The 24,167-nt window shown below is 67.7% G+C and carries 25 protein-coding genes and 1 pseudogene; 18 read left to right on the forward strand and 8 right to left on the reverse strand.

Features of this window, described 5'->3' with window-relative positions; translation table 11 throughout:
* The 7 genes from OG870_RS27240 to OG870_RS27270 all read left to right on the forward strand — a co-directional run bounded on the left by OG870_RS27240 (position 1) and on the right by OG870_RS27270 (position 4,380).
* Positions 1 to 972: a type II secretion system F family protein gene (locus OG870_RS27240; RefSeq protein WP_266519389.1), complete on the forward strand. Its 972-nt coding sequence runs from the start codon at positions 1 to 3 to the stop codon at positions 970 to 972.
* Positions 969 to 1,892: a type II secretion system F family protein gene (locus OG870_RS27245; RefSeq protein ID WP_266519391.1), complete on the forward strand. Its 924-nt coding sequence runs from the start codon at positions 969 to 971 to the stop codon at positions 1,890 to 1,892. The genes OG870_RS27240 and OG870_RS27245 overlap by 4 nt, the downstream gene beginning before the upstream one ends.
* Positions 1,893 to 1,958: 66 nt before the next feature.
* A complete protein-coding gene (locus OG870_RS27250; RefSeq protein ID WP_266519392.1) occupies positions 1,959 to 2,210 on the forward strand; it encodes a hypothetical protein in 252 nt (83 codons plus the stop codon).
* Positions 2,211 to 2,265: 55 nt separating this feature from the next.
* Positions 2,266 to 2,703: a TadE/TadG family type IV pilus assembly protein gene (locus tag OG870_RS27255; RefSeq protein ID WP_266520544.1), complete on the forward strand. Its 438-nt coding sequence runs from the start codon at positions 2,266 to 2,268 to the stop codon at positions 2,701 to 2,703.
* 2 nt (positions 2,704 to 2,705) lie between these two features.
* Positions 2,706 to 3,143, forward strand: a complete 438-nt coding sequence (locus OG870_RS27260; protein ID WP_266589270.1) for a TadE/TadG family type IV pilus assembly protein — start codon at positions 2,706 to 2,708, stop codon at positions 3,141 to 3,143.
* A 34-nt stretch (positions 3,144 to 3,177) separates the two neighbouring features.
* Positions 3,178 to 3,669, forward strand: a complete 492-nt coding sequence (locus OG870_RS27265) for a pilus assembly protein TadG-related protein (RefSeq protein ID WP_266520549.1) — start codon at positions 3,178 to 3,180, stop codon at positions 3,667 to 3,669.
* Between the two features lie 3 nt (positions 3,670 to 3,672).
* Positions 3,673 to 4,380: a hypothetical protein gene (locus OG870_RS27270; RefSeq protein WP_327691603.1), complete on the forward strand. Its 708-nt coding sequence runs from the start codon at positions 3,673 to 3,675 to the stop codon at positions 4,378 to 4,380.
* A 6-nt stretch (positions 4,381 to 4,386) separates the two neighbouring features.
* Here the strand turns inward: OG870_RS27270 and OG870_RS27275 are convergent, their stop codons facing one another.
* Positions 4,387 to 6,258: a sigma-70 family RNA polymerase sigma factor gene (locus tag OG870_RS27275; protein ID WP_327691605.1), complete on the reverse strand. Its 1,872-nt coding sequence runs from the start codon at positions 6,256 to 6,258 to the stop codon at positions 4,387 to 4,389.
* Positions 6,259 to 6,551: 293 nt separating this feature from the next.
* Here OG870_RS27275 and OG870_RS27280 point away from each other — a divergent pair, with 293 nt between their 5' ends.
* The 8 genes from OG870_RS27280 (at position 6,552) to OG870_RS27315 (ending at position 13,997) form a co-directional block, all read left to right on the forward strand.
* The gene (locus OG870_RS27280; RefSeq protein ID WP_266844519.1) at positions 6,552 to 6,965 is read left to right on the forward strand and encodes an SsgA family sporulation/cell division regulator; all 414 of its coding nucleotides are present in this window, start codon (positions 6,552 to 6,554) and stop codon (positions 6,963 to 6,965) included.
* Between the two features lie 243 nt (positions 6,966 to 7,208).
* The gene (locus OG870_RS27285; protein WP_327691607.1) at positions 7,209 to 9,023 is read left to right on the forward strand and encodes a hypothetical protein; all 1,815 of its coding nucleotides are present in this window, start codon (positions 7,209 to 7,211) and stop codon (positions 9,021 to 9,023) included.
* Positions 9,024 to 9,613: 590 nt separating this feature from the next.
* On the forward strand, positions 9,614 to 10,207 hold the full coding sequence (locus OG870_RS27290; RefSeq protein ID WP_327691608.1) for a hypothetical protein: 594 nt from the start codon (positions 9,614 to 9,616) through the stop codon (positions 10,205 to 10,207).
* Positions 10,208 to 10,246: 39 nt separating this feature from the next.
* On the forward strand, positions 10,247 to 10,561 hold the full coding sequence (locus OG870_RS27295; protein ID WP_266519410.1) for a hypothetical protein: 315 nt from the start codon (positions 10,247 to 10,249) through the stop codon (positions 10,559 to 10,561).
* A 485-nt stretch (positions 10,562 to 11,046) separates the two neighbouring features.
* Entirely contained in the window at positions 11,047 to 11,268 is a 222-nt protein-coding gene (locus tag OG870_RS27300; RefSeq protein ID WP_266519412.1) for a hypothetical protein, read from the forward strand.
* Positions 11,265 to 12,500 carry a WXG100 family type VII secretion target gene (locus tag OG870_RS27305; protein WP_266844508.1) on the forward strand — a complete coding sequence of 412 codons (1,236 nt, stop codon included), beginning with the start codon at positions 11,265 to 11,267 and terminating at the stop codon, positions 12,498 to 12,500. Before OG870_RS27300 ends, OG870_RS27305 begins: the two co-directional genes overlap by 4 nt.
* A gap of 25 nt (positions 12,501 to 12,525) precedes the next feature.
* Positions 12,526 to 13,314 (forward strand): hypothetical protein, encoded by a 789-nt coding sequence (locus OG870_RS27310; protein ID WP_266844506.1) that lies wholly within the window; start codon positions 12,526 to 12,528, stop codon positions 13,312 to 13,314.
* Positions 13,311 to 13,997 carry a hypothetical protein gene (locus OG870_RS27315; RefSeq protein WP_266844504.1) on the forward strand — a complete coding sequence of 229 codons (687 nt, stop codon included), beginning with the start codon at positions 13,311 to 13,313 and terminating at the stop codon, positions 13,995 to 13,997. The genes OG870_RS27310 and OG870_RS27315 overlap by 4 nt, the downstream gene beginning before the upstream one ends.
* A gap of 81 nt (positions 13,998 to 14,078) precedes the next feature.
* On the opposite strand, the gene OG870_RS27320 is transcribed toward OG870_RS27315, so the two are convergent.
* Together OG870_RS27320 and OG870_RS27325 are read right to left on the reverse strand one after the other, a co-directional pair.
* Positions 14,079 to 14,279: a DUF397 domain-containing protein gene (locus tag OG870_RS27320; protein ID WP_266519420.1), complete on the reverse strand. Its 201-nt coding sequence runs from the start codon at positions 14,277 to 14,279 to the stop codon at positions 14,079 to 14,081.
* A 10-nt stretch (positions 14,280 to 14,289) separates the two neighbouring features.
* Positions 14,290 to 15,141 (reverse strand): helix-turn-helix domain-containing protein, encoded by an 852-nt coding sequence (locus OG870_RS27325; protein WP_266519422.1) that lies wholly within the window; start codon positions 15,139 to 15,141, stop codon positions 14,290 to 14,292.
* Positions 15,142 to 15,379: 238 nt separating this feature from the next.
* On the opposite strand from OG870_RS27325, the gene OG870_RS27330 reads away from it, so the two are divergent.
* The gene (locus tag OG870_RS27330) at positions 15,380 to 15,799 is read left to right on the forward strand and encodes an ATP-binding protein (RefSeq protein ID WP_266519424.1); all 420 of its coding nucleotides are present in this window, start codon (positions 15,380 to 15,382) and stop codon (positions 15,797 to 15,799) included.
* A 167-nt stretch (positions 15,800 to 15,966) separates the two neighbouring features.
* Here OG870_RS27330 and OG870_RS27335 read toward each other — a convergent pair whose 3' ends face one another.
* The 5 genes and pseudogenes from OG870_RS27335 to OG870_RS27355 form a co-directional block, all read right to left on the reverse strand.
* Positions 15,967 to 16,983: a hypothetical protein gene (locus tag OG870_RS27335; RefSeq protein WP_266844501.1), complete on the reverse strand. Its 1,017-nt coding sequence runs from the start codon at positions 16,981 to 16,983 to the stop codon at positions 15,967 to 15,969.
* Positions 16,984 to 17,060: 77 nt separating this feature from the next.
* Positions 17,061 to 17,253, reverse strand: a pseudogene (locus OG870_RS27340) (hypothetical protein); the annotation flags it as partial.
* 145 nt (positions 17,254 to 17,398) lie between these two features.
* Positions 17,399 to 18,067, reverse strand: a complete 669-nt coding sequence (locus OG870_RS27345; RefSeq protein WP_266844499.1) for a hypothetical protein — start codon at positions 18,065 to 18,067, stop codon at positions 17,399 to 17,401.
* Between the two features lie 159 nt (positions 18,068 to 18,226).
* Positions 18,227 to 19,300 (reverse strand): hypothetical protein, encoded by a 1,074-nt coding sequence (locus OG870_RS27350; protein ID WP_266844497.1) that lies wholly within the window; start codon positions 19,298 to 19,300, stop codon positions 18,227 to 18,229.
* Complete coding sequence (locus OG870_RS27355; protein WP_266519432.1) at positions 19,297 to 19,950, reverse strand: hypothetical protein; 654 nt, start codon at positions 19,948 to 19,950, stop codon at positions 19,297 to 19,299. Before OG870_RS27355 ends, OG870_RS27350 begins: the two co-directional genes overlap by 4 nt.
* 354 nt (positions 19,951 to 20,304) lie before the next feature.
* On the opposite strand from OG870_RS27355, the gene OG870_RS27360 reads away from it, so the two are divergent.
* Positions 20,305 to 23,253 (forward strand): BTAD domain-containing putative transcriptional regulator, encoded by a 2,949-nt coding sequence (locus OG870_RS27360; protein ID WP_266589302.1) that lies wholly within the window; start codon positions 20,305 to 20,307, stop codon positions 23,251 to 23,253.
* Positions 23,254 to 23,308: 55 nt separating this feature from the next.
* A complete protein-coding gene (locus tag OG870_RS27365) occupies positions 23,309 to 24,043 on the forward strand; it encodes a prepilin peptidase (protein WP_266683146.1) in 735 nt (244 codons plus the stop codon).
* Positions 24,044 to 24,167: the final 124 nt, after the last annotated feature.

Below are 24,167 nucleotides of genomic sequence, written 5' to 3' on the forward strand. Positions count from 1 at the left end.
ATGATGCCTGTCGCACTCGGTTCGCTCGGTTCCATGGGCGGCCTGTTCTCTACGACCGTCCTGTACTCGCTCGGCAGCGGCGTCGCCGTCGGCGGCGGACTCGCGCTGCTCATGGTCGCCGTACGCGGACTGCCCGTGAAGCCCGACCACGAGAAGCAGAAGGCCGCCGAGCGGGCGAGCGAGCTGGTCCGGTTCGCCGGACAGCGCGGCTCGCTGGCGGCCATCGTCGGCCTCGTCGTACTGCTGCTGACCCGCTGGGCGGTGGCCGGCATCGCGGCCGGCATCCTCGTCTTCTTCTGGGACCGCCTCTTCGGCGGCGCCGCGGAGGAGAAGGCCGGCATGCGCCGCGTCGAGGCCCTCGCCTCCTGGACGGAGTCGCTGCGCGACACGATCGCCGGCGCGGTGGGCCTGGAGCAGGCCATCCCGGCATCGGCCCGCGCGTCCGCACCCGTCCTGCGTCCTCACCTGGACGCGCTCGTCGACCGGCTCCGGTCCCGTACCCCGCTCCCCGACGCGCTCCAGCAGCTCGCCGACGAGATCAACGACGCGTCCGCCGACATCATCGTCGCCGCCCTCATCCTCAACGCCCGCCTGCGCGGCCCGGGTCTGCGCCAGGTTCTGGGCGCGCTCGCCAAGTCGGCGCGCGAGGAAGTGGACATGCGCCAGCGCGTGATGGCGCAGCGGGCGTCGACGCGGCGTTCGGTGCAGATCGTCATCGCGGTCTCGATCGCCTTCGTCCTCGGCCTGTCCGTCTTCAACCGCGACTTCGTGGCGCCGTACGGGACGGCCGTCGGCCAGCTCGTACTCGCCGGTGTGTGCGGCCTCTTCGCCCTCGGGTTCTGGTGGCTGCGCAAGCTGTCGACCATCGAGACACCGGAGCGGTTCCTGGTGCGGGACGAGTCGTCGGTCCAGTTCGTGCGACCCCGCACTCCCGCCCAGCACGCCCAGCACGAAGAGGGGGTACGACGGTGAACCTGACGATGCCGATCGTCATCGGCGCGGTCCTGGGCCTGGGCATCTACGCTCTCGTACGCGCCCTCATGCCGTCGAAGCGCAGCGCGGTCTCGCAGGTCGCGCGGATCGACGCGATGCGGGCCAGGGGAGCTGCGTACGAGTCCGCGCGGACGACTGCGGACAAGGGCCGCCTCGGCGCGCTGCGGGCCGAAGTCGGCCAGCGCGTGGCCGAGTTCTACCTGCAGCAGGGCTGGGAACAGCGCTCGCTGCGCGCCGACCTGTCGGTGCTGGAGCGCAGCTGGGAGAAGTTCCTGGCGACGAAGGTTCTGCTGGCCGTGGCGGGGCTGTTCTTCGGCCCGTTCATGTTCGCGGTGGTGTGGACGCTGGGTTTCGGCAGCAGCCCGGCCATCCCGGTCTGGCTGGCTCTGGCGTTCGCCCTCGTCTTCTTCTTCCTGCCCGATCTGGAGGTCCGGCGGGACGCGGCGGAGAAGCGGCGTGACCTGCGGCGCGTGATCGGTGCCTACCTGGACCTGGTGTCGATGAGCCTCGCCGGCGGCCGCGGTCTTCCCGAGGCGCTCATGGCCGCGGCGGAGGTCTCCGACGGCTGGGCGACCCAGCGCATCCGCAACGTGCTGGCCGACGCCCGCATCACCGGTATCAGCCAGTGGCAGGCACTGGGGCAACTCGGCGAGGAGATCGGCGTGGAGGAGCTCAAGGACCTCTCCGCCTCGCTCGCCCTGGTCGCGGACGACGGCGCCAAGGTACGTGAGTCCCTCGCCTCCCGCGCCGAGACCATGCGGCACCGCGAACTCGCCGAGATCGAGGGCAGCGCGGGCGAGAAGTCGCAGTCGATGCTCGTGGCCCAGCTGCTGCTGTGCGCGGGCTTCCTGGTGTTCCTGATCTATCCGGCGGCGATGCGGGTGTTCCAGGTGCAATGACGCACCGCGGACGACCCAAGACTACGAACGACTACCGGCGAACTGCTTCTGAGAGGACAACTCACCATGATGGGACGGAACTTCAACACCGGAATCCCGGCCGTGGACTTCCTGGTCACCTTCCTGCAGGGCCGCGTGCAGCGCGTCCGCTCCGGCGAACTGGACCGCGGTGCCTCCGCCGTCGAGTGGGTCATCATCTCCGCGGTCGTCGTGGCGATCGTCGGCGTGGTGGCCGCGATCATCAACGCGGCGTTGAGCAAGGGCGCCACCAAGGTCAGCACCTGCATCGACGGCGCCAAGGCGACCGGCACCTGCTGATCGCACGTACGTACCTAAGAAGTTGACGGGGGTGCCGGCAGACGTGGGCAGATGGATGCGCCGCAGGGTGGGGACCGCACGCAGGGCCGCGGCCACCCGTGGTGATTCCGGAATGACCGCGATCGAGTTCGTGCTGCTCACGCCGGTCCTGTTCTTCATGATCTTCGCTACGGTGCAGTTCGCGCTGTACTTCTTCGCCGACCACGTGGCCCAGGCGGCCGCCCAGGCCGGCGCTCGCAAGGCCCGCGCCACCGCGCACGATTCCCCGGGCGGGTGGCGGGGCGAGGCGCAGAGCGTGGTGGACAGCTACATCAGCCAGCTGGGCCCGCAGTTGGTCCTCTCGCCGAACGTGAAGATGCTCCAGCCCGAGCAGAACACGGTCGGCGTGGAGATCACGGCGAAGGTGCCGACGGTGTTCCCGGGGCTGGACTTCACGGTGCACGCGCAGTCGGAAGGCCCGGTGGAGAGGTTCGTAAGGGACGACGGGAACTAGGAATGACACTCTCTGCCCTCAGGGATCTCCTCCACAGCCGTATGCCCCGGGACGACCGTGGCCTCTCCGCGATCGAGGTGGTGATCCTCGCTCCGGTGATGATCCTCTTCATCCTCGTCCTGGTGGCCTTCGGCCAGATGGTGGACGGACGGGGAGCGATCGACGGGGCGGCCCGGGACGCGGCTCGTTCCGGATCCCTCCAGTGGGACCAGGGCAACGCCATGGCCGAGGCACGCAAGGCCGCCGAGGCCGACCTGTCCGATGTCTGCTCCGGCCCGGTCACGGTGACCAAAACCAGCCTCGGCTTCGCGAACGCCGACCTCTTCACCGTCGACGTGAGCTGCGAGATACGGGGGCTTGCCATGCTCGGCCTGGACATCCAGACCCGGATGTCGGGCTCGTTCACCGCCCCGCTGGACCCGTACAAGAGGAAGGCGTGAGGAAGGCGTGATGGGCGCGCAACAGGAAAACCGGATGGGCGAGTCGAGCAGGCCCGCCAAGGCCGCGACCGCCGCCCTGCGCACCTGGCTGTCCGCCCGCCGCGCCCACCTCGACGACCGCGGATCGGGCGCCGGCGCGGTCATCATCTTCGCGCTCGTCTTCCTCTCCCTCTCGGCCTTCGTCATCGACGGCGGCCTGTCCATCTCGAAGCGGGAGCGCGCGGCCGACATCGCGGAGCAGGCCGCCCGTTACGCCGCCCAGGACATCGACATCAATGGTCTGTACGAGAACGGAGGCGGCGACGCCCCGATCAACTACCAGAACTGCGATGCCCGCGTGAAGGCCTTCGCCCGCCAGATGGACATGTCCGGCGCGGACACCGCCGCGACCCACTGCGTGGCGGCGAACGCCCAACAGGTGCAGGTCGATGTGCAGTTGACGTACTCGCCGATCTTCACGGGGATGTTCTACGGCGGTGACGTGATCGTGCACGGGCAGGGCGTGGCGGAGAACCAGGTCGGCTGAGGCGTGTTCGGACGGAAACAGGCGGAGCCGGTCGTCGAGCCGGTGCCGTGGGAACGCGCGGGATGGTTCGCGGTCACCGACATGGTGCGGCAGGCGACGCTGCGCCGTAAGAAGCTGACCGGACAGCGGGCCGTGCGCATGGCCACGGCACAGGGAGGAGTCCGGTACTTCGCCCCGGTCGCGCTCGTCTCCGCCACCGAGGACGAGATCCCGTCGTACACCCTGTACGAGGCCACGCGGCCGGAGTCCCTGCTGTGCGCACTCACCCCGGAGAAGCGCGGCGCACGCTACCGGGTGACCGACGGACAGGGCATCGAACTGGGCCTGGCTCACCGGACCCCGGCCCCCAAGCGCACCATCCAGCACAGCTGGTGGCTCCAGCAGCCCGGCCACGCCGACATCGTGGCCCGCTACCACTGGGCGCGGGGCAACGCGAAGGACGTCGCGGAGCGGGGCAAGGAGACCGTGGTCCGCGGGGCCGGAAAGCTCGCCGAAGGTGTCGTCGACTCGCTGCTCAGCTTCGGTGCCGACGAGGACAGCGGAGGGGCCGGTTCCTACACCGCCAAGCCGATCACCTGGCGCGCGGAGGGCGAGGAGGAACCCGTGGCCCTGACGGCCGGTCGTGTGGAGGGTGCCACGACCTACCTCCCGCAAGCGGCCTGGCTGGACCGTCGACTCGCCTTCGCGTTGGGCGTGTTGCGGGAGGTGTGACGGCGGTCAGTGGTGCGGTCCGGCGCCGAACCCTTGTCCGTGCCCGTCCGCGCAGCCGTCCCCGGGGGGTGCGGGGGGCGATGGCGCGGACGGCTCGGACGGCTCGGACGGCTCGGGAACGGGTTGGTGTTCGGATCCGGTGGACTGGTCCGTGGACCCGGGGGGCGTGCTCGGCGACGGGTCCGGGGTGCCCTCGACAGGCGGGGTGTCCTCGACAGGCGGAGCGTCGTCAAGGGGCGGGGTGTCCTCGACAGGCGGAGCGTCGTCAAGAGGCGGAGTGTCCTCAACAGGCTGGGGGTCCGCGGGGGTTGGGGTCTCGGAGGGCGGCGTGGGCGGGGGAGTCGGGGAGCTCGGCGCGCTCGGGGTGCCCGGGGTGCCCGGGACTGTGGGTTCGGGGGCGTTGTCGGTGGGGGGTGCGGGGGGCGCCGCCGGGGGTGCTGGGGGTGCTGGGGGTGTCGGGGGTGCCGGGGGTGCTGGGGGTGCCGGGGGTGCCGGGGGTGTCGGGGGTGCCGGAGTGTGCTTCGGCGGAGCTGCCGGGGCCGGGGCTTCCGGAGCCTGCGGCTCTTCGTGCTCCCTTCCCGTCGCGGGGGGAGCCGGATCCGTGCCCTTGGGCGTGGTCTCGGTCGGCTTCTCCGGCACGGTGCCGGCCGGCGACGGGGTGTCGTCCGTCTGCTCTCCCGCGGTCTCCCCGTCCGGTGTCACCCGGACCTGCTCACCGCCGTGCCCGCCATCCACCCGGGCTGATGTGCCCTCCCTCTCCGGCAGCCCGACCCGCGGGCCCTCAGCCGGCGGAGCCACCGCCGCAGCCACCGGCACCTTCGCTACAGGTACCTGCGCCACCGGCCTTTGCGCCAACGGCACCTTGACGGCAGGCGCCTCGGCCACCGGTGTCCGCTGCTCCGGAACCGTGGAGGAGTCGAGCGAGCCGAGCACCAGAAGGACCGCGGCGATACCTGCCGCAACCGCGCCGCCCGCAGCCGCCGCCTGCGTCTTCGAACCGCCGACCGCGGCCTGGCGCACCGCGTGCAGCAGCCCGCCACCGTGCCCGCCGCCGCCCGCCGTGAACGCGGCACCGGCAGAACCGGCCGTGAAGGCGAGCAGGAACTTGCCGCCACCGCCCACCACGAACACGAGCAGCGCCGGACCGACGAGCGCGGGCAACCGGTCGTTGGCACTCATCAGGGCGGCGAGCCGCGCCCGGCAGTCATCGCACGCGTCCACATGCCCGAGCAGCCGCTCGGACTGCTTCGCCGTTGCCGCACCGCGCACGTACGCGGGCATACGACTCCAGTGGACCTGGCAGACGGGATCGTCCGGAGCCCCGGTCTGTGTCTTCAGGAACGCCTGCCGCATGCCCTCGCGGGCGCGGTGCAGCAGCACGGCCGTCGCACCGTCCCTCGTGCCGAGCTGCGGGCCGATCGCCGCAAGCGGCTGGCCCTCGGCCTCGGCCAGCCACAGCGCCTTCACCCACCGCTCGGGCAACTGCCCCAGCACACGCACCACCAGGTCGACGCAGGACACCTGCTCGGCAGGGTCGTTCCCATACGCGTACCCGCCGGTCTCACCCCGCTCGTCGCCGTGCGGATCCTGCGGCGTCTCGCGTACGGCGCTGCCGGCGGCGATCGCGAGGTGCCGCACCGTCGTCATCAGATACGCCGGTACGTTCTCGATCTCGTGCCCCGCCGCCAGCCGCCGCCACACCTTGAAGTGCGCCTCGGCGACGAGGTCTTCGGCGGTCCAGGCGTTCCTGGTGAGCGAGCGGGCATACGCGACCAGACGCGGTTGCTGCTCTTCGTAAATGCGGGCGTACGCCGCCGTGGCCGTGGCCGTAGCGGTGGTGGAGGCCGGTGCGGACACCGCAGGGGAACCGTCGGACATGGCGGAACGCTCCAGTTGCCTGCTGAGGGTGGGGAGTTTTGTAAGCGTAGATGGCGAAACTTTCAACCAAAGTTTCAGAGTCAGGCCAATGTGACGCAGGTCACGAGAGTCGGCTTCCGTTACGGCGTAATGCCCACCCCCTCTACGTGCTCGAAGGGGTGTACAGGCCCAACTGGCCATCGCCCGGCCCGATATAGCTGACCTGACCCAACCTGACCCGACCTGACCCGACATGGCTCGAAATGCTCGACTTGATCGGCTTACTCGACATGTCTGAATGAGGGAGCACGCTCGTGTACATCGCCCTGGAGCAACCCACAGGCGCCCGTCTGCTCACCCCTGACCACGACGAGCTGGCGGTGCCCGTCACCCTCCGCTACGCCTCCGACGACCCTTTGGCGGTGCACCTCGTCTTCCCGGCCTGGATCTCGTTCGACGGCGAGGAGGTGACGTGGACGTTTGCGCGGGGGCTGTTGGAGGAGGGGCTGGGCAACGCCGCGGGCGTCGGCAACGTGCGCATCCGGCCGTACGGCCCGTCCCGCACCGTCGTGGAGCTCCACGCTCCGGAGGGCACGGCGGCCATCCTCTTCTACACAACCGCCCTCCAACGCTTCCTGCTTCGCTCGTACACCGTCACGGAGCCGGGCGGCGAGCCCCTGGAACCGGCGCTCGACCGGGGGCTGGCGTCATTGTTCGGCGGGGTGTGAGGCCGGGGTGTCTGCGGTATGGCGACTGGTGAGCCGCAGTGGTCCGCAGAGCACTCCACCTCACTCCACTCCACTCATCTTCGCTTCACTCCACTCTGCTCGGGGGTGACGCCAAACCGTTGGCACTAGCGAAGCTGCGCGCGCCCCCGATAGGGTCCGTAAGGCTGTGATCGCGCTCCGTCACCATCGTGTGGTGCCCGATCAACACCGGTGCCTACATGAGACGTTGACTAGGGGAAGTGCATGCGCCCGGACGACGGCGGGGGAGACTTCCGCGGTATCAACCCGGATCGACTCGGTGATCTGATCAGGGCGGTCAACTCCAGTACCGGCGATGGCGGTGCGGCGGCCCAGCCGCACATCAACAGCTGGATGAGTCACGCGCGTCGGCTTCAGATGGACACCTCGCGCCTGTCGAAGATGACCAAGCATCTGAGCTGGGCGCACGATCAACTTCCCATGCTCCGCCGCCGGCACAGCCTGGCCATGGACGAGGAGAAGCAGGACAAGGAGATCGGTCTCGGCGGTGGCATGGTCTCGGCCGGCGCCGGCGACATGGGCGCCTACAAGACCCAGTCCGAAGCCCAGAAGGCCGCGAAGAAGGACGCGAAGGCCTACAAGGACGGGGACATGGGCCTCGATGAGTACATGAAGAAACTCGAGGCCAACCAGAACGACCCGGACTACTGCAAGGCCGCGATGGACGAGCTGGGTCCCACGGCGCTCTACCGGCTGCAGGACGGCCCGATGATGTTCGACCCCGATCATCCCGAAGCCGGCACACGCATTCTGGCGACGACCGTCGCCACCGCCATGCGGAACGGAACGACGTTCAAGGACGACCAGGGCAACGAGGACCTCCAGCACCTGTCCGGACTCCTCGCGTTCGCCGACTTCCCGACGGACGTCGTAGCCAACCTCGGCAAGCAGTGCCTGGCCCCGGGCAACTACATGTACGGCGAGAAGGTCTGGGAGGCGATGGGGAACGACCCTGCGGCCTCGACCAAGTTCCTGCACGACAACATGGACCGGATTCCCCAGTGGATGAAGGACGACTCGGATCATCACGGGGGGCTGCCTGACTTCCAGGCGAAGGCTTTCGCAGGTGTCATTGCGGCGGGGACGCTGAACGGGATGGGCGCGGATGAGAACGTGGCCGCGGACAACACCACGAAGCTGATCAAGTATTACGCCAGCCACGACGGGGAGCACACCCATTCAGAGGTCCAGGCCGTCTTTGCCAAGGACATCGCCCACTACTTCCCGGACCTTCAGGCTTCGTTGACCGACCCAGGGTTCACGGACCTGGGTAAGGGGCACGTCACGGTTGATTCGAAACAATGGCAGGCTTTCACCGGCGAAGCTATGCAGAATGCAGACGCGGGGGCCAAACTCCTGGTGTTTGCATCGCAGCAAGCTGATGCCTATTCAAGAGATAATCCAGACAGTCCAGTAGCCACTCATGCAAGCGGGGTCATTGACGGATTCTTTAGCCAGGAAGCAACCAATGTGTACCAGCAGATGGTGCACGACAAGAAAGAAAATTCGGATGAATGGAAGAGTAAATTCCAGGAGCAAGCAAATACGGCTGCTGACACAGTGATCGATGTCGCCCTGGATCCGCAGGGTGCCGCCAAGACGGTTACCGTTACGGTGGTGAAGGATCTAATCCACATGACCACGGATGCCTTCTGGCCGGATGATGAGGCGCCTGCTCCTAAACCACCCCAGACAATTCAGTGGAGTCATGAGTGGCAAGAGGAGGCGGGAAAGGCGTATGTGCATGGCGGCGGCAAATTCCCTCCAGTGACTACGGCGGACGGAATCACCTGGACAGGGGATCCGGAAGGGTATGCGAAAGAATATGACTGCCCTAGCTTCATAAATTCCGAGGGGAACTTGACGTTGTCTGGATCGGAAAAGCAGAAGGCTGCACAAAAAGTGGCGTATAACGCGTGGCTGAAGGATCCGGCGGTAGGTAAGAAAATTGCCGGCGATACCGGATTCACTACTCGTGATCAAGGTCGTCATGATGGTCAAGATCTGGCGGGAGGCTGATGATGCGCCATCGATGGGCCCCGGCCACGCTCCTTTTTGCTGTGCTGATCAGCGCTTGCTCAAACGGAAAGAGTGAGAGTCTGAGTGAAGCTGAGGGGAGGCAGGCTGCTGACAAGGCACGGCGGCCAGTCGCCGAAGTTTATTGGCAGCTCTACAACTCGATCGGTGGTTCGGCATCCCGGGGGGGTGGCTCCGGATTCTTTGCCGACTGTGAAAAGGTCAGAAAGGATTCAGTGACGTACCGCGTCACGACTCTACTGAGCTCCAACAGTAAGAAAGAGCCATTGGAAAACCTGACGGCGACGGTGGCCAAACAGTTGAAGAGTGCAGGATGGAGTTTGAGCCCCTCCAGCGGAGTTCATCGTTCCGCAGCTAAGAATGGCACCACTGTTGAACTCAATCCGTCACCCGTGAGCGGCACGTCGCTACAGCTGCAGGTCCGGAGTAAATGCGTGAATGTGGGCAAGGAGGCGGATGTCCTCACGAGTGACTACGCCAACGCTTCGGACAGTTACAGCAATTCCCAGGCATCGGCATCTCCGGTCCCCACGACATTCGCCAAGCCTTAGCTGGGAAATGAGTTCGTGACAATGACTCACCGCAGTTTTCCGCCGCTGGCTGCCGCGGCGCTGGTTCTTGCCGCGTTTGCTGCAGGGTGCGGTGATGAGCGAATAGGCGTCTCTGACGGCAAGAGAGCGGCCGACGAATCCCGCCAGCCAGTCGCGAAAACGTACTGGAGACTGCACAACGCCCTCGCCAACCAGCTCTACCTGACGCTCGGCGTTGGCGGCTTTACCGATTGCGCGGATCGAAATATCAAGAATTCAGTAGAGTGCGTAGTCGATGAGCCTCTCGCGGCGAAATCGGAAAAGCAGACCGAAGACCAATTCGTGGCGATGGCGAAAAGCATCCTGAGCACGGCCGGCTGGGATCTGAAACCCGCTGGCGACATGCTTCAGTCTGCCAAGAAGAACGGCATCGAGGTCCAGTTGCGCTCGTTTGACCGAACAGGCGACGATGGCGCGCTGGTTCGCCTGGTCGTCGTGGGAAAGTGCACGAATGTCGGTCAGGCCAAAGACGACATCTTCGATGCCTACGGCGGATCGGAACGCGACGAGTACCGCTCCTCCTCTGCGTCGCCCATCCCCATTCCGAGCTTCCTCGATTCGGACGAGGCCCCCTGAATCACCTGTTCACGGTGCCCACCTACCGACTGGAGTCCCATGGCTGACAAAGTACCGAGCCCGATGTGGCAAGAGCTGGACAAGCTCTATCAGGAGGTGTCCAAGGGCATCGCCGCAGTGGCCGACGCGCTCAAGACCGCCGACAAGCAGATGGCCGGCGGCAAGGGCAACGTGTGGGTCGGTCCCAACGCCCGGACCTGGGGGAGCGATCTGCACGGAGCCAATACCGACCTGTCCAAGCAGGCGCATGATTTCCTTGCCGAGGTGACGAGGCAGCGCGCTTCGCACCCGAAGGAAGTCACCCAGGCCGAGGCCGACAGCGAGCGTCGATTCCTTGCCGGACGGATGGGTTGACCGTGATGTGGCGACGCCCGAAGCAAACGATTACCGGTCGTCATCCGTATCTCCAACCCCGGTGCCGGATACCTTCATCGATCCCCTTGCGGCCTCCTCACTCGCCGTCAGCCGTCCTCAGGCTGACCAACTACCAACTGCGTGCTGAGTGCCATGCCTGACAAAGCGTCTGGCTCGACCTGGTAAGCGCTGGACAAGCACTACCCGCTCCGGCTGAATCCAGGCCATCGACCGCTGACCGCCCGCCCCGCGACCACCCGGGAACATCCCCACGGCACACCCAGCTGATCGCAAAAGACCGCTCACCAGCGGGCCAAGAGTGGGTGATCCGGGGGTTCGGGCGTTGACGCCGGCCCGGTCTGTCGAGAAACGTCTGAGGCGGCCGTTGCAGGTGCTCGGCCGAGGGCCGGGTTCCAGAACGGGGTGCGACAGCTGTGGGCTACCGCGGCGGAGACGCAGAGCACATACATGCGTCTGCTTCAGCCATGAAAACGGTCGTGACCTCGGCCGGGACACACTCCAAAGCAGCGACTTCGGCCGGGAAGCAGGCCTCCGACGCAGCGGGCGACGCCAGGGTGGCCTCGGCGGTCATCGCACTCGCCCGCGCGCTGGCGAAAGCAGCGGCCGACACCAGTACCTCCGTCAGCGATCTGGGTGAGGTCGCCACAACCACCGCCGCCAACCTCGCGAAAGCCACCGGCAAGTGACCGCGCCCACCTACCCGGTGCCCTCCGGCGACCCCGAGACCCTGCGCACAGCCGCGCGCCAGTACAAGACCCTCGCGCAGGATCACTCCACCCTGCTGACGACCTTCCAGCGTCATGTCGACGCGATCCTCACGGGCTGGACCGGCCCGTTGGCCGCGCAATACAAGTCCGCCGCGGAAGGCGTGTATCCGCGCTTCAAGGCGGTTCACGAGGCCGCCGCTTCGGCCCACACCGCGCTGCACAAATACGCCGGAGCCCTGGAGACCGCGCAAAAGGCCGTGAGTGGCGCCAACAGGAGTTCCAGCAAAGACGCGCACAACTCCCACGCCTCTGCTGCCGCTCACGGCCAGTCGGTGCACCAGCTCGGCTTGCAGGTCGGCGATGCGAACTCGGCCCTGAGCCGCGCCGCAGGCACCTGCGCGTCGGCACTCGGCCAGGCGCAGACCACGCTGGCCAGGACCTGCCCGGACACGATGTCCGCGAAGCAGCTCAAAGAGCAGGTGGACAAGGTCGGCGAGGAACTGAAGGAAGAGAACCCCGGACTGTGGGAGAAGCTCTTCGGGCCGGAGGGCGAACTGCGGAAGTGGGACGAGAAGTTGCATGCCGTACCGGCGCCGTACGCCGACATGGTGCTGCTCAAGCTCATGAGCTCCGCTGAAGGTGCGGAGGAAAGTGCCAAAACTGCCGAGGAGTTCGCCGCCAGGATTCCCGAGCTGATGGAGGCCGACTTCCCGAAGATGGCCCGCCCGATCATGAACGCCATGAGCCGAGGCGAGGCCACGGAAGCCGATCTCGCCCAGGCGATCGAGGACTTCGCCAAGGACTGGGACGCGATCGCCAAGTGGAACGCCGGGACGAAGGCGGCCAGTTTGAGTGAAGCCGCGCGGCTGCCTTGGCTGCGCGGTGTGGGAGTAGGCCTGAACGGGCTGGCATTCATCGGCGACGCCTACACCATGGTGAATCCCGAGGACAAGGGTGCGATGGGCTGGGTGGACCGCGGCGCCGCCGGGGTCAACGCCGGACTTGTCGGGTGGGACACCCTCGCCCTACTCACACCCCTGGATGCCGTTCCTGGCGTGGGGGAAGTCGTCATGATCGGTACCGGCCTCTTCCTGGGTGGCGACTACCTTTACCACCACTGGAAGCCGTTCAAGAACGTGTGTGACGCCACCGGCCACGCCGTCGCATCCGCTGCCAAGAGCACCTGGCATGCGGTCACCAGCATTTTCTGAGAAGTCGGACGGAGACAGCAAAATCATGACAGGTGACCCACGGCAGGCGGATGCCGATGCGGCACAGGCCCTCATGGATCAGGTCGAACGGGACGGCGCTGTGCAGCTACCGGCCTTGTCGACAGCCGAACTGTGCGTACTCGGCGCCATGCAGGCCACGCTGATCGACGAGGTCTCCTGGTCGTGGTGGTCGGGCATGACGGAGGCTGAGCGGTTCGGGATCTCGGCCATGGCCCTGAAATTCCTCGTTCACCGTGAACTGCTCGATGAACCGGAGCCCGGGGCAATCGAGGATGATTCCACGGAGAACGTCGCCCTGCCGGCCCGTCCCCTGCTCGCCATGATTCTGGCCGGCCGGACACAACCGGCTTTCGTTGTCGTCCGCGCGGAGGGCGCAAAAGCTGCACCAGAGCGGATGCGCTTGTACGGAATTGCCGAAGAAGGCCGAGGCCTGCGGGCCGTACTGGCCGAGACAGGCCCCGGAAAACTGCCCACGAGGTTCGGGCCGGCCTACGAGTACGCACTGGTCAGCCCTGCCGAAGCGGTCAGTTCCCTACTGCGCTGGGTCGACCGCGCCCCGGCCGGTCACAAGCTCGGCCGACGTCCTGCCAAAATCATCGACGTGTACCAGCCCAACAAGGGCTCGGGTCCGGCGCGTGATCGCTTCGAGGTGCATCGGGGCGGCCCTTCGGGCCTGCGCGTCGAGCAGGGGAGTACCGACAGTTCCGGCACTTCCGCGCCGATCGACTTTGACGAAGACGGCTTCGGTCGGCTCCTGACCGACCTGTTCACTCGTCAGGGGAACGCTGCATGAACCTGCCCGAGATGACCGAGCCCGCCCACTACACGGAGGAGCGCTCGGCGCTGCGGTGGCCGCTGGTGTTCCACGGCTTCTTCTGGCCTCTGCTCCTGGTGGCGTCTTTCACAGCGCTGGCGGTAACCAAAAATTACGTATTCATGATCGGTGTGATTCTGGGCGTCTTCGGTTCCGTGAGTCTCGGCGGCCTGCACCTGGCCGAGAAGCGGCCGATCGGCATTCGTGTCGACTCGGCCGGAATCTGGATCGGCGGCATCCAGCGCGCCGAGCGCATGCGGGCTGCTGGGAAGACGCCAGCGAAGCTGTCACGGGCGGGAGCGCAGCAGCGGCAGGTCTTCTTCTGCCCCTGGGATGCGGTGCAACGGGTCGAGGTGATCACCGAGCGCAAGGAGATCCGAAAGATCGCCAAACTCGGCGAGGGTGTGGGTGCGTCCCGCTCGGAGGTTGCCACCCGCGCCATCAAGCTCGGCCTCCTGACGGCTCCGTACATGCGGGCCGTCCTGGTGCTCAACGTCGACCTCTCCGCCGCGGTCGTTCCGGAGTTCCGCCCACCGGTGGAACGCTCCTTCTGGAAAACCGGATCCCCTCAACGCTTCGCCCCCTCTCCTATCTGGTGCGCCCCCACCCGCCACCCGGAACAGCTGAGGACCGCCCTGGCTCACCTCGCTCGCCGCGCCTGATCAACGCCACCCATATCGGCACAGTTCGCTGTTACGACCCGTATCACGGTGACGGCTGGGGCGGATCGAGGAGGTTTTGGGTCAGACGGTCTTGCGTGACGTGTCCGTCTTGAGCGCCTCGATGAAGGTGGTGAAGGCTCCGGTCGGGAGGGCGAGGACGCCCTGGGAGGGTGCCTTCGAATCGCGTATGGCGATTCGGGTGTGCAGGTTCGCTATCTCCACGCAGGCGTTGCCGTCGCCGCCGCCGGAGTAGGACGACTTCTGCCAGTGGTCGGGGGTCACCTCGGTTGCCTCACAGTTCCTTCGCCAGCTCGTGGATGAAGTCGCGCGAACGCGTGGGTTCGAGCGCTACCGCTTCCACTCTACGGAAGAGTGTTCGGAACACGCCGAGCTGGGCTTCGGAGTCGATGAAGACGGTGCCGTGCGGGGCGTCGCGTACCACGGTGTCCAGCCTTGGTAGGGCGCCGCCCGCGTACACCATGGCGCTGCCGAGGTCAGCGAAGTCCTCCAGAGCGAAGGGGATGACGCGTACCGTGACCTGGTCCGCTTCGGAGAGTTCCAGAATGTGGGTCAGCTGGGCTTGCGAGGTGGCGCGGCCTCCAACCCTGATGCGCAGTGCTGCTTCATGGACCACAGCGGTGTAAGGGACTGGCGGCTCTTGCTCGATGATGACGCGCCGCCGCATGCGATGCCGTACACGCAACTCGAGTTCGTCCTGCGGGAGTTCAGGGATCCGGCGCGAGAAGAGAGCCTCGGCGTAGCTCTCTGTCTGGAGTAGTCCGGGGACGTGCAGGAAGTCCACGTCCCATCGGTAGGTGGCGTGGTACTCCAGCTCGGAGAGATCCAGGAACGACGTGGGCAGCAGCCCGCGGTACTCCTCCCACCAGCCGCGAGTACGGTCCGTTGTCATCGCCGCAAGGGCATCGACCAAGTCCTCGTCCGTGCAGGCGTAGTGCGCTGCGATCCGGCGTAGCCGTGTCTCGCTCAGGCCTGCGAGGCCGGCCTCGATCTGGCTCACCTGCGCGGAGTCCGTCCCAAGCAGTGCGGCGGCTTCACGTCCCTTGAGGCCCGCCGCGTCGCGTAGCTTGCGCAGCTCAGAACCCAGGCGCACCTGTCGTGCTGTGGCCTGCTGCCTGCGTGGCATGGCTTCCTCCTTGGGCTCAACCGCCGTGAAGCAGTGCCTCGTTCGGGCGCTAGATTACGGCAACGGCTTGCGTAGGACCAAAATTGACCCCTACTGTCAGTGGCGCGACGCACACGCTGTGGAGTCCCGGGGCCCCGGAAGCGCACCACTCCGTCCTGCCATGACGGCTGCGGCAATGCCACCGCCCGCGACCGCGGTGAGATCCGCCAACTCTCCCTCCCTCAATAGGAGTTCAGCCATGCCTGAAAGCGAGTCCGACCCCTGGGAGTACTCCCTCTACATCCCGAACGACCCCCGCGCTGTCACCGTCTGCCGCCGCACCCTCCGTCTGATCCTCACCATGCACGGCCTGATCCGCCTCGTCGACACTGCCGAGCTGCTCGCGACGGAGTTGGTCTCCAACGCCGTACGCCACACCAAGGGGCCCGCTGCGCTTCGCGTGCGCTGGTCGGCCGGCGTGCTGCGGATCGGGGCGTGGGATGCGAGCCCTGAACCGCCCGAGCCGCCAGGGGCGTTGGACCAGCTCGTCGGTCTCGATCTGGAGGAGGGACGCGGGCTTGCTCTGGTGCGGGCCTGTGCCGACGTGTGGGGGTGGCAGCCACTCGCCAGGGGCGGCAACCGGGGCAAGTACGTGTGGTGCGACCTGGTCGCGGCGTAGTGCGTTGATCACGTCGTACGGCATCGCCGATGAGGGTGAGGCCGAACGTAGTGCGGGTGTGGACCGGGAGCGTTTCTCCGGGTCCACACCCTGTTCTGTCCCCGTGCCTGCTCAGCAGCTCACGAAGAGAGCCACACAGTGGCGTTGAGGGCGACGGAGGCCCTCGCCTACTTCGAGTCCGTCATGCCGTACTCGTACGCGATCACCGAGGGCTTGCCACTCTTCGGCAGGACGGCAAGGGCCATGCCCTGGAAGGTGTCGGTGATGACGACCCGCTTGGCGGGGTTGTAGACGGCCTCCTCGTCGTCCGGAGTGATCTGGAAGCTGCTCATGTACTGCGGCTTGAGCATCTGTTCCTGGGTGTGCGAGGTCGGGATGACCGCGAGTAGGCCGCCGTCGGCCAGGCGCAGCGCGTACGTCTCCTTGTACGCCGGGTCCTTGGCGAAGAACTTCTTGGTCGCCCACTTGGCCAATTTGCCCTTGGTGCGGTCCTTGTAGAGCTTCAGGGCGTCCTTGGCCGGGCTGGTGGTGTGGGAGATCGCGGCACCGGCCTTCTTCCCGCCGGTCACGTACAGGTCCTCGAAGGCCGGGCCGACGTCGTTCGGGGCCAGGGTGCCGACGCGGGTCGAGGGGGCTACGGCGGTGGCGAGACCGTGGTTGCTGGTGTCGATCGTCGGAATCGGCGCGTCGGAGTAGACCGCCGACATCAGCTTCCAGCTGCTGCCCTCCTTGCCGAAGACCAACAGGGCCGGAGTCTTGGAGCCGCTGGCGGTGGCCTTGACCGCGAACCAGTCCTCGTCGGCCGGGATGTAGTACTCCCGATCCCGGTAGGAGAACGGCTTCTCGTAGTCGCTCTGGTCCGCCTTCGTCCATGTGCCGAAAGTCGCGTAGTCCCCCTTGCTCTGCTCGTGGACCTGTCCGCTCTCGACCGTGCCGAGCAACTTGGCGTTCCGTGTCCCGTTCGCCTTGTTGTTGACGGCAACGTAGTTGTCGACGATCTTCGCCGCCTGCGCGCGGGTCACCGCGCCCTTGGGGGGCGGGCTCGCCGAGGCACTCGGGGCGGCCGCGTCACCGGTGCCGCCGCTGCATCCGGTGAGGGTGGCCGCCGAGGTCACGCCGAGGGCGACGAGAATTATGACGCTTCTTCGGGCGGCGCGGGCAAGGGTGGGGGCGGGGCTAGACATGGCGGAGGTGCGCTCCTTGAGAGACGTGAAGTGGGAAGCCCTGTTTCAGGCAGTCGGTCGTACGGGGTCTCGTCGCGTCAGCGGTTGATCGCCTGGTACTCCACGACGTTCATGTCCTGGGTCGTGTCGAAGGTGCCGTCGGGAAGGTCGCCCTTCGCGCCGCCCGTGCCTTCCCAGGAGATCTGCCAGGTGATGCTGGCCTTCAAAGTGGTACGGCGTTCCGTTGGTGGCGCGGAGGTAGGTGATGCCGCACTGAGGAGTCTTGCCGGCGTCACCCGTGACGAACGGGGTGGACGGAGGCCGTTGTTGCCGCCGTGGGAGCCGGTGACGGGCTTGTCGGCATAGGCGGTGCCTGCGGTCCAGAACAGGGCGCCGGAGGCCAGGACGACGCCCCATTTCAATCGCCGAGGGGTGATCACTCCTGGCACTCCTTCGCCTTCCCCGTGACGGTTACCGATTGGGCCTTCCATACCGGTGAGGCCTTCGTCGACGCCATGAGGATGTTGAACTTCAGGTAGCTGCCCAGGCTTTCCTTGGTGTACAGGACCTTCCCGCTCTTCACTTCCTTGCCATAGGCCTTGGCCTGGTTCTCGCAGAAAGTGACGCGTGTGAGCTTGACGCTCTTCGACGCGCCGCCATCGCTGGTCTCGGCTTGGTAGTAGCGGTCGGTGCCGGTGAGTGTCCAACCGCCCTTCACGTACGTCTTGATCTGTGAGTTCGCATATCGCGCCGCATCCCCAGCCGAGTAGTACTGGTACGCCGGGTCGTTCGGGTCCTGCTGGGTGACGCCGTGGTTGATCGCACGGATGTAGTTCTCCGCGTCCCCCAAGGCGGCCACCCTGTCCGTGTCCGATGGCGTGTCGAAGTCGAAGACCAACTTCAAGTCCTTGGGAAGGCTCACATCCGGCCTGTCCGCAACGGCCGAGGCAGAAGCCGACGCCGAAGCCGACGGACTCCCGCTCCCCGTATCCGCCCCCTTGATGTCCCCCGAAGGCGACTTGTCACCCCCACCGCACCCGGTGAGCAAAAGCGCCGCCGCGGCGGTGAGCGCGGCGGCAGTGGTCGGCAGTGCGCGGCGGGCCACGGTTGATCTCCCCCGAGGTCGGTGTGTGCGACGGGCGTGGATGTTGGGTTGTGGGGCTGTGATTGATCGGCAGGCGGATCGCGCTCAGGGGGCGGTTGGTGAGGGCGGCCTGCCTCGTGTACTCCGCCCGTCTTGTTGCAAGAGCAGGTCCGTTGGGGCTCAGCGGTTGACGGCCTGGATCTCCTGGACGTTCATGTCCTGGGTCGTGTCGAAGGTGCCGTCGGGGAGGTCGCCCTTCGCGCCGCCCGTGCCTTCCCACGAGACCTGCCAGGTGATGCTCGCCTTCAGGTGGTACGGCGTGCCGTTGGTGGCGTGGAGGTACGTGATGCCGCAGGAAGGGGTCTGGCCGGCATCGCCCTTCTCGTACGGGGCGCCGATCGAGCCGTCGTCGTTGATCGTGCAGTCGCCCGAGGCGGGGTAGGTCGTCGCGTCCTCGGTGCCGGGGTCCAGGTGGAGGGCGACCGGCTTGGCGGTCGTCACGGCGTAGAGGTTGGTGCGGGGGAGTTCGGCGCGGACCTTGATCTCACGGAAGGTGCCCTTGTCGAGCCAGGCCCAAGTGGGCAGGTTCACCGTGGACTTGGTGGTGGGCTTCAGCTCGATCTCGGTGTCGGGAACCTTGACCTGGTTGTAGGCGTACTCGGCGAGCATCTCGGGCGTGGGGGCGTGGGCGACCTTGGGCACCACGTTGGCGTCCTGCCAGAACATGATCTTGCCGCAGTCCCACGAATCGGGATCGCTCTCGTCCGGCGCGACGCTGCGCCAGAAGTAGCCGTCCTTGCCGATGTTGTAGTCCTTGTAGCCCTCGGCGGTGCTCTGCTCGTCGTCGAAGTTGGTCTCCGGTTTGCCGTCCTGGTAGTGGTTCGTCCACAGCTCCTTGCCGTACCAGGACTCGTGGATGCCCACGTCGCCGTCGCCGTCGTTCTTGTCGACGAAGTCCTTCAGCTCCTGGCCGGTGAAGACGGGCTCGTACCAGCAGGCCGGCGGCTTCCAGTTGACGTCCACGGAGGAGAGGGCGCCGCGCTTGCCGCCGGTGGGGCCGCTCACCTGGCGGACTTTGATGTGGGAGTAGGTGGCGGAGGCGTAGATGTCCTTGCCGTGCTTTCCGCCGGAGGTGGGCGGTGCGGGCGGTGCCGGTGCGGGGCCGTCATTGGCGTGGGCGGTGCCGCTGCTGACCAGCGCCAAGGCGATGGCAGTAGTCAAGGTCAAGCGCCGGGAGAGCCCGTGCTTCGTCACTTCTGGCACTCCTTCGCCTTCCCCTTGACCTCCACCAGTGATGCCTTCCAAGCCTTGGCGGAGCCAGTGGGCGGATACATGAGCAGCTGGTACTTCACGTAACTGTCGGCGTTCTCCCCGGTGTAGAGGATCTTGCCGCTCTTGATTTCCTTGCTGTAGGACTTTGCCTGGTTTCGGCAGAAGGTGACGAGTTCGCGCTTGCCGCCGCTCAGCGAGGTGACGTTCGCGTCGTAGTACTTGTCCGTCCCCGTGACGGTCCAGTGCCCCTTCACCCAGGCTTGGATCTGCGACTTGCTGTACTGCGCAGCCTGACCCGTCGAGTAGTACTGGTACGCGGGGTCGTTCGGATCCTGCTTGGAGATGCCGTGCTTCAGGGCACGGATGTAGTTCTGCGCATCGGAAAGCGCCGACGCCTGCTTGGCATCGGACGGCACATCGAAGTCGAAGACGAGGTGGAAGTCGCTGGGCACGCTGATGTCGGGAGCGCCGGCGTCGGAGGTCGACGCCGAAGCCGACGGACTCCCGCTCCCCGTATCCGCCCCCTTGATGTCGTCCGAAGACGACTTGTCACCCCCACCGCACCCGGTGAGCAGAAGCGCCGCCGCGGCGGTGAGTGCGGCGGCAGTGGTTGTCAGTGCGCGGCGGGCCACGTTTGATCTCCCCCGGAGTCGGCTGTGTGCAACGGGGAACGAAGCTATCAGGGGGGAGTAAGAGGCCCTGGAGTGCCGGTGGGGGATTGTGTGGGGAATGTGAGGAGTGGGGCGTGGCGGGAGCGAAGGGCGTGGATCGTAGACGCGTGCGGTTGTGACGACAGCTGCGGGGCAACTCCGGCCAAGGGGGCAGACGGTGACGTATCGGGTGAACGGCGAGGTCTCAGGTCCGTATCCGGCCTTCGACGTCGCAAATCAGAGTCCATAAGATCTCTGTAGGCTCAGTACATCTCACGCACCCCGGGGCCCCGCGCCCCACCACCGCCCCACCCCACACAACCCAGGACACCCGCCATGCCGCGACGCAGCACCTCAAGCTCGACGGGACGCTCGACGGGCAACTCGACGGCTCCCAGGAACCGGACGCCCCAACCCGTGACGATCCGGCGGCGTTCCTTCGGGGACTTCGTCAAGGCGTTCTTCGCGTTCGTCGCGCTGCTCGGCCTCGTCGTCGGGGTGCCGGGTGCACTCGCCGTGTCCATCGGGTGGCCGTTGCCCAGCGGGGTGCCGAGTCTGGACTGGCTCCAGCAGGAGATCACGGTCACGACCTTCCTGCACATCCTGACCGTCGTGGTCTGGCTCGCCTGGGCCCAGTTCACCGCGTGTGTCCTCGTCGAGGTGAAGGCGGCCCTCTCCGGCGTCGGCGTCCCGGGCCGTGTACCCGGTGCCGGTCCGAGCCAGTTGCTCGCCCGGCAGCTTGTCGCCGCTCTCCTCCTCGTCGGCGCCACCGCCGCCAGCCTCACCCCCGGGTTGGCGAACCTCGGGCACAGTCTGGACGGCAACCAGAAGCCGACCGTCGCCGCCGCCCAGGCGACCCCCGGGCTCTTCGCCCAGCAGCAGGAGCAGGCCGCCAGTACTGCCGCCGCCCTCGCCCAGCAGGCTTCCCACGCGCAGGCCGATGCCGGCAGCAACGCCAAGCAGCACGGCGACACGAAGTACTACCGGATCCAGCCGCCCGAGGGGCGTCACCACGACTCCCTCTGGGAGATCGCGCAGCGGCACCTCGGTGACGGGCGCCGGTACAAGGAGATCTACGAGCTCAACAAGGACCGGACCCAGCCGGACGGTTCCAAGCTGTCCGAGGCCAGTCTGATCCGGCCCGGATGGATCATGGAGATGCCCGGGGACGCGCACGGCGGCGAACTCGTCGAGGCGCCCGACGCCTCCGCCCACGCCTCCTCCTCGGCCCAGCAGCAGATCCACGACTACGCCAAGTCCGGCGACCACGCCCAGGGCAGCCACGCGCAGGGCGGCGGTCACCACGCCCAGCAGGTCTCCGTGCCCGAGCAGCGGCCCGCCTCCGACGGCGGTCATCAGCACGCCAACCCCGCCGCATCCAGCAGCAGTTCCAGCAGCGCCTTCGGACTTCCGCAAGCCCTCATCGGCGCGCCCCTTCTCGCCGCCGGCCTCCTCGGCGCCCTCGGCCGTCGCCGTCGGCAGGCGTTGTGGCAGTCGGCGCTCGGTGCCATGGGCGGGCGGCGCGGGATGGAGCCGCCGCTGCCGGTCGGGGACGCCGCGGACGCGCAGGACGCCCTCCTCGTCGGCGCCGACCCCGAAGGCGTACGACTGCTGGACCGTTCGCTGCGGGGGCTCGCCGCCCAGCTCGCCGGTGAGTCGCGGGATCTGCCCACCGTCTACGCCGCCTGGCTCAGCAAGGGCGATCTGCATCTGCAGCTCGCCCAGCCCGCCGGGAAGCCGCCCGCGCCGTGGCAGCTCGGGCAGGACCAGACGTTCTGGATGCTGGCGAGGACCGACGCCGAGCAGTACCCGGACGTCGACACGGCCGCGCCCTACCCCGGCCTCGTCAGCCTCGGCACCATGGACGACTCGCGGCTGCTGCTCAACCTGGAGTCGGTGCCCGGCATCGTCTCCCTGAGCGGCCGCGAGGCCGACCGGGCCGCGGTGTTCGCGTCCGTCGCCGCGGAGCTGGCGACGAACGGCTGGTCGGACCGCATGACCATCACCCTCGTCGGCTTCGGCGAGGATCTGACGCCCCTCGCGCCCAACCGGCTGCGTCACCTCGACGGCATCGACGACCTGATCGAGACCATGGAGGCCGAGACGCGGCAGCGGCGGGGAGCGCTGGGCGCCGCCGGTCACGACTCCGTCCTCACCGGACGTACGGGGCCTGCCCAGCACACTCGTTGGGCGCCGCACCTCGTCCTGCTCGCCGCCCAGCCCTCCGCCGAGGACGCCGTCAAGCTCGCCGAACTCGCCTCCGACGCGAGCCGGCTCGGCATCGGCTACCTCGTCGGCACCGAGACCGGCGATCTGCCCGGCGCCGCCTGGGAGATGGAGGTCACCAGCGAGGGCAAGCTCCTCGCCCCGCTCCTCGGACTCGAACTCGACGCCCAGCTCCTGCCGTTGGCCACCCAGCGCGCCGTCGTCGAGCTGTTCGTCGAGGCCGACCCCGAGCGCGATCCCCAAGGGCCCGCGCCCACCCCGCCGTTCCTCGTCGACATCAGTGAGCAGGGGCGGCCCGCGGTGTACGCGCGCCTCGTCGGCCCGTACGAGATCATCGGCCTCGACACCCCGGACGGCGAGCGCAGCGCGCTGCTGCACGAGGCGCTCGCGCTGCTGTTGCTGCACCGCGAGGGTGTGCACCCGCGGGTGCTGTCGTCCGCCCTGTGGCCGCGGGGGGTCACCGAGGACGTGCGGGACGCGCTGCTGGAGCGGCTGCGGGTCTGGCTCGGTGCCGATCCCGACGGCACTCCGCGGCTGTCCGCCGACGCGACCGGGCGGCTCGTGCTCGCCAAGTCCGTCGTCTCGGACCTGGACGTGCTGCGCTCGCTCTACCACGAGGCCACTCAGGGCAAGGGCATCAACAGCCGTGCCGTCCGCGGGCGGCTGCTGACGGACGCGCTGGTCCTGGTCCGCGGCCCACTGCTCGCCGACCGGCCCGAGGGGCGCTACCGCTGGCTCACCCACGAGATCATCGACGCCCAACTCCCGCTGCTCGTAGCGGACATCGGGCTCGCCCTGTCCGCCTTCCACCTGGAGAAGGACCGCGCGGAGAAGGCCATCGAGGCCCTGGGCGCCTCCCTCAACTCCGCCCCCGCCGACGAACGCCTCTGGAACGAGCTGCTGCGCGCCACCCACGCCACCGGTGACGAGGGGCGCCTCCAGACGCTGGCCACCGACCTCGTGAACCGCAGCGGCGCACGCGGACTGCCGCCGCGCACCGAGGCGCTGCTCGACGAACTGCTGCCGACGTGGCGCAGCGGCGCCGCCGCGGTCGGATGAGCAGCGGGTTGAGCACCAGGTCCATCAGTGGGTTGAGCAGCGGAGGGGCGACGGGTTGAGTACGGGGCTGTTGGTCGCCGTCGCCGCGCTGTGGGGTGCGGCGACGGGGGCGCTGCTGCCGCGTGCCGTGTACCGCTTCTCCGTACCGTCCGGGGAGGACTGGCGGGACCGGTGCCCCGGCGAGCACCCCCTCGGCCGGTGGATCGGGCGGGCGCGATGTGCGCGGTGCGGGCCCACCGAACCGTCCTACGGCCCCGGTGTCGCCGCCCTGGCGATCGCCACCGCCCTCGTCTGCGCCGCCCTCGCCGCCGCCACCGGTACCCGGCCCGAGCTGGGCGTCTGGCTGCTGCTCGCGCCCGTCGGCGTCCTGCTCGCGGTGGTCGACTTCCGGGTGAAGCGGCTGCCCGACGTCCTGACGCTGCCGCTCGCGGGCGCCGCGCTGGTGCTCCTCGGGGCGGTGGCACTCGTACCCGAGCATGCCGGTGACTGGCTCACCGCGCTGTACGGCGGCCTCGCGCTCGGCGGCGCCTTCTTCGTGCTGTTCCTCATCAACCCGGGCGGCATGGGCTTCGGCGACGTCAAGCTGGCGCTGGGTCTGGGCGCCGTGCTCGGGTGGTACGGCTGGCCGACGGTCATGCTGGGCACCTTCGCCGCGTTCCTGCTCGGGGCGTTGTACGGGGGCGCGCTCGTTGTCGTACGGCGGGCCGGGCGCAAGACGGCCATCGCGTTCGGGCCGTTCCTGATCACCGGAGCGTTCGTCGGGCTCCTGATCGGCGCGTACGCGACCTGACGTCCTCGGGGCATACCCGACCTGAGGGCGGCGGCGTGCGCGACCTGAGGGCGGCGACGCGTGCGCGGCCTGACGTCGGCGGTGCGAAACGGCTGGCGTAGGCTGGTCAGGTCTGTCCACAACC

The organism is Streptomyces sp. NBC_00461 (assembly GCF_036013935.1).
Lineage (GTDB): Bacteria > Actinomycetota > Actinomycetes > Streptomycetales > Streptomycetaceae > Streptomyces.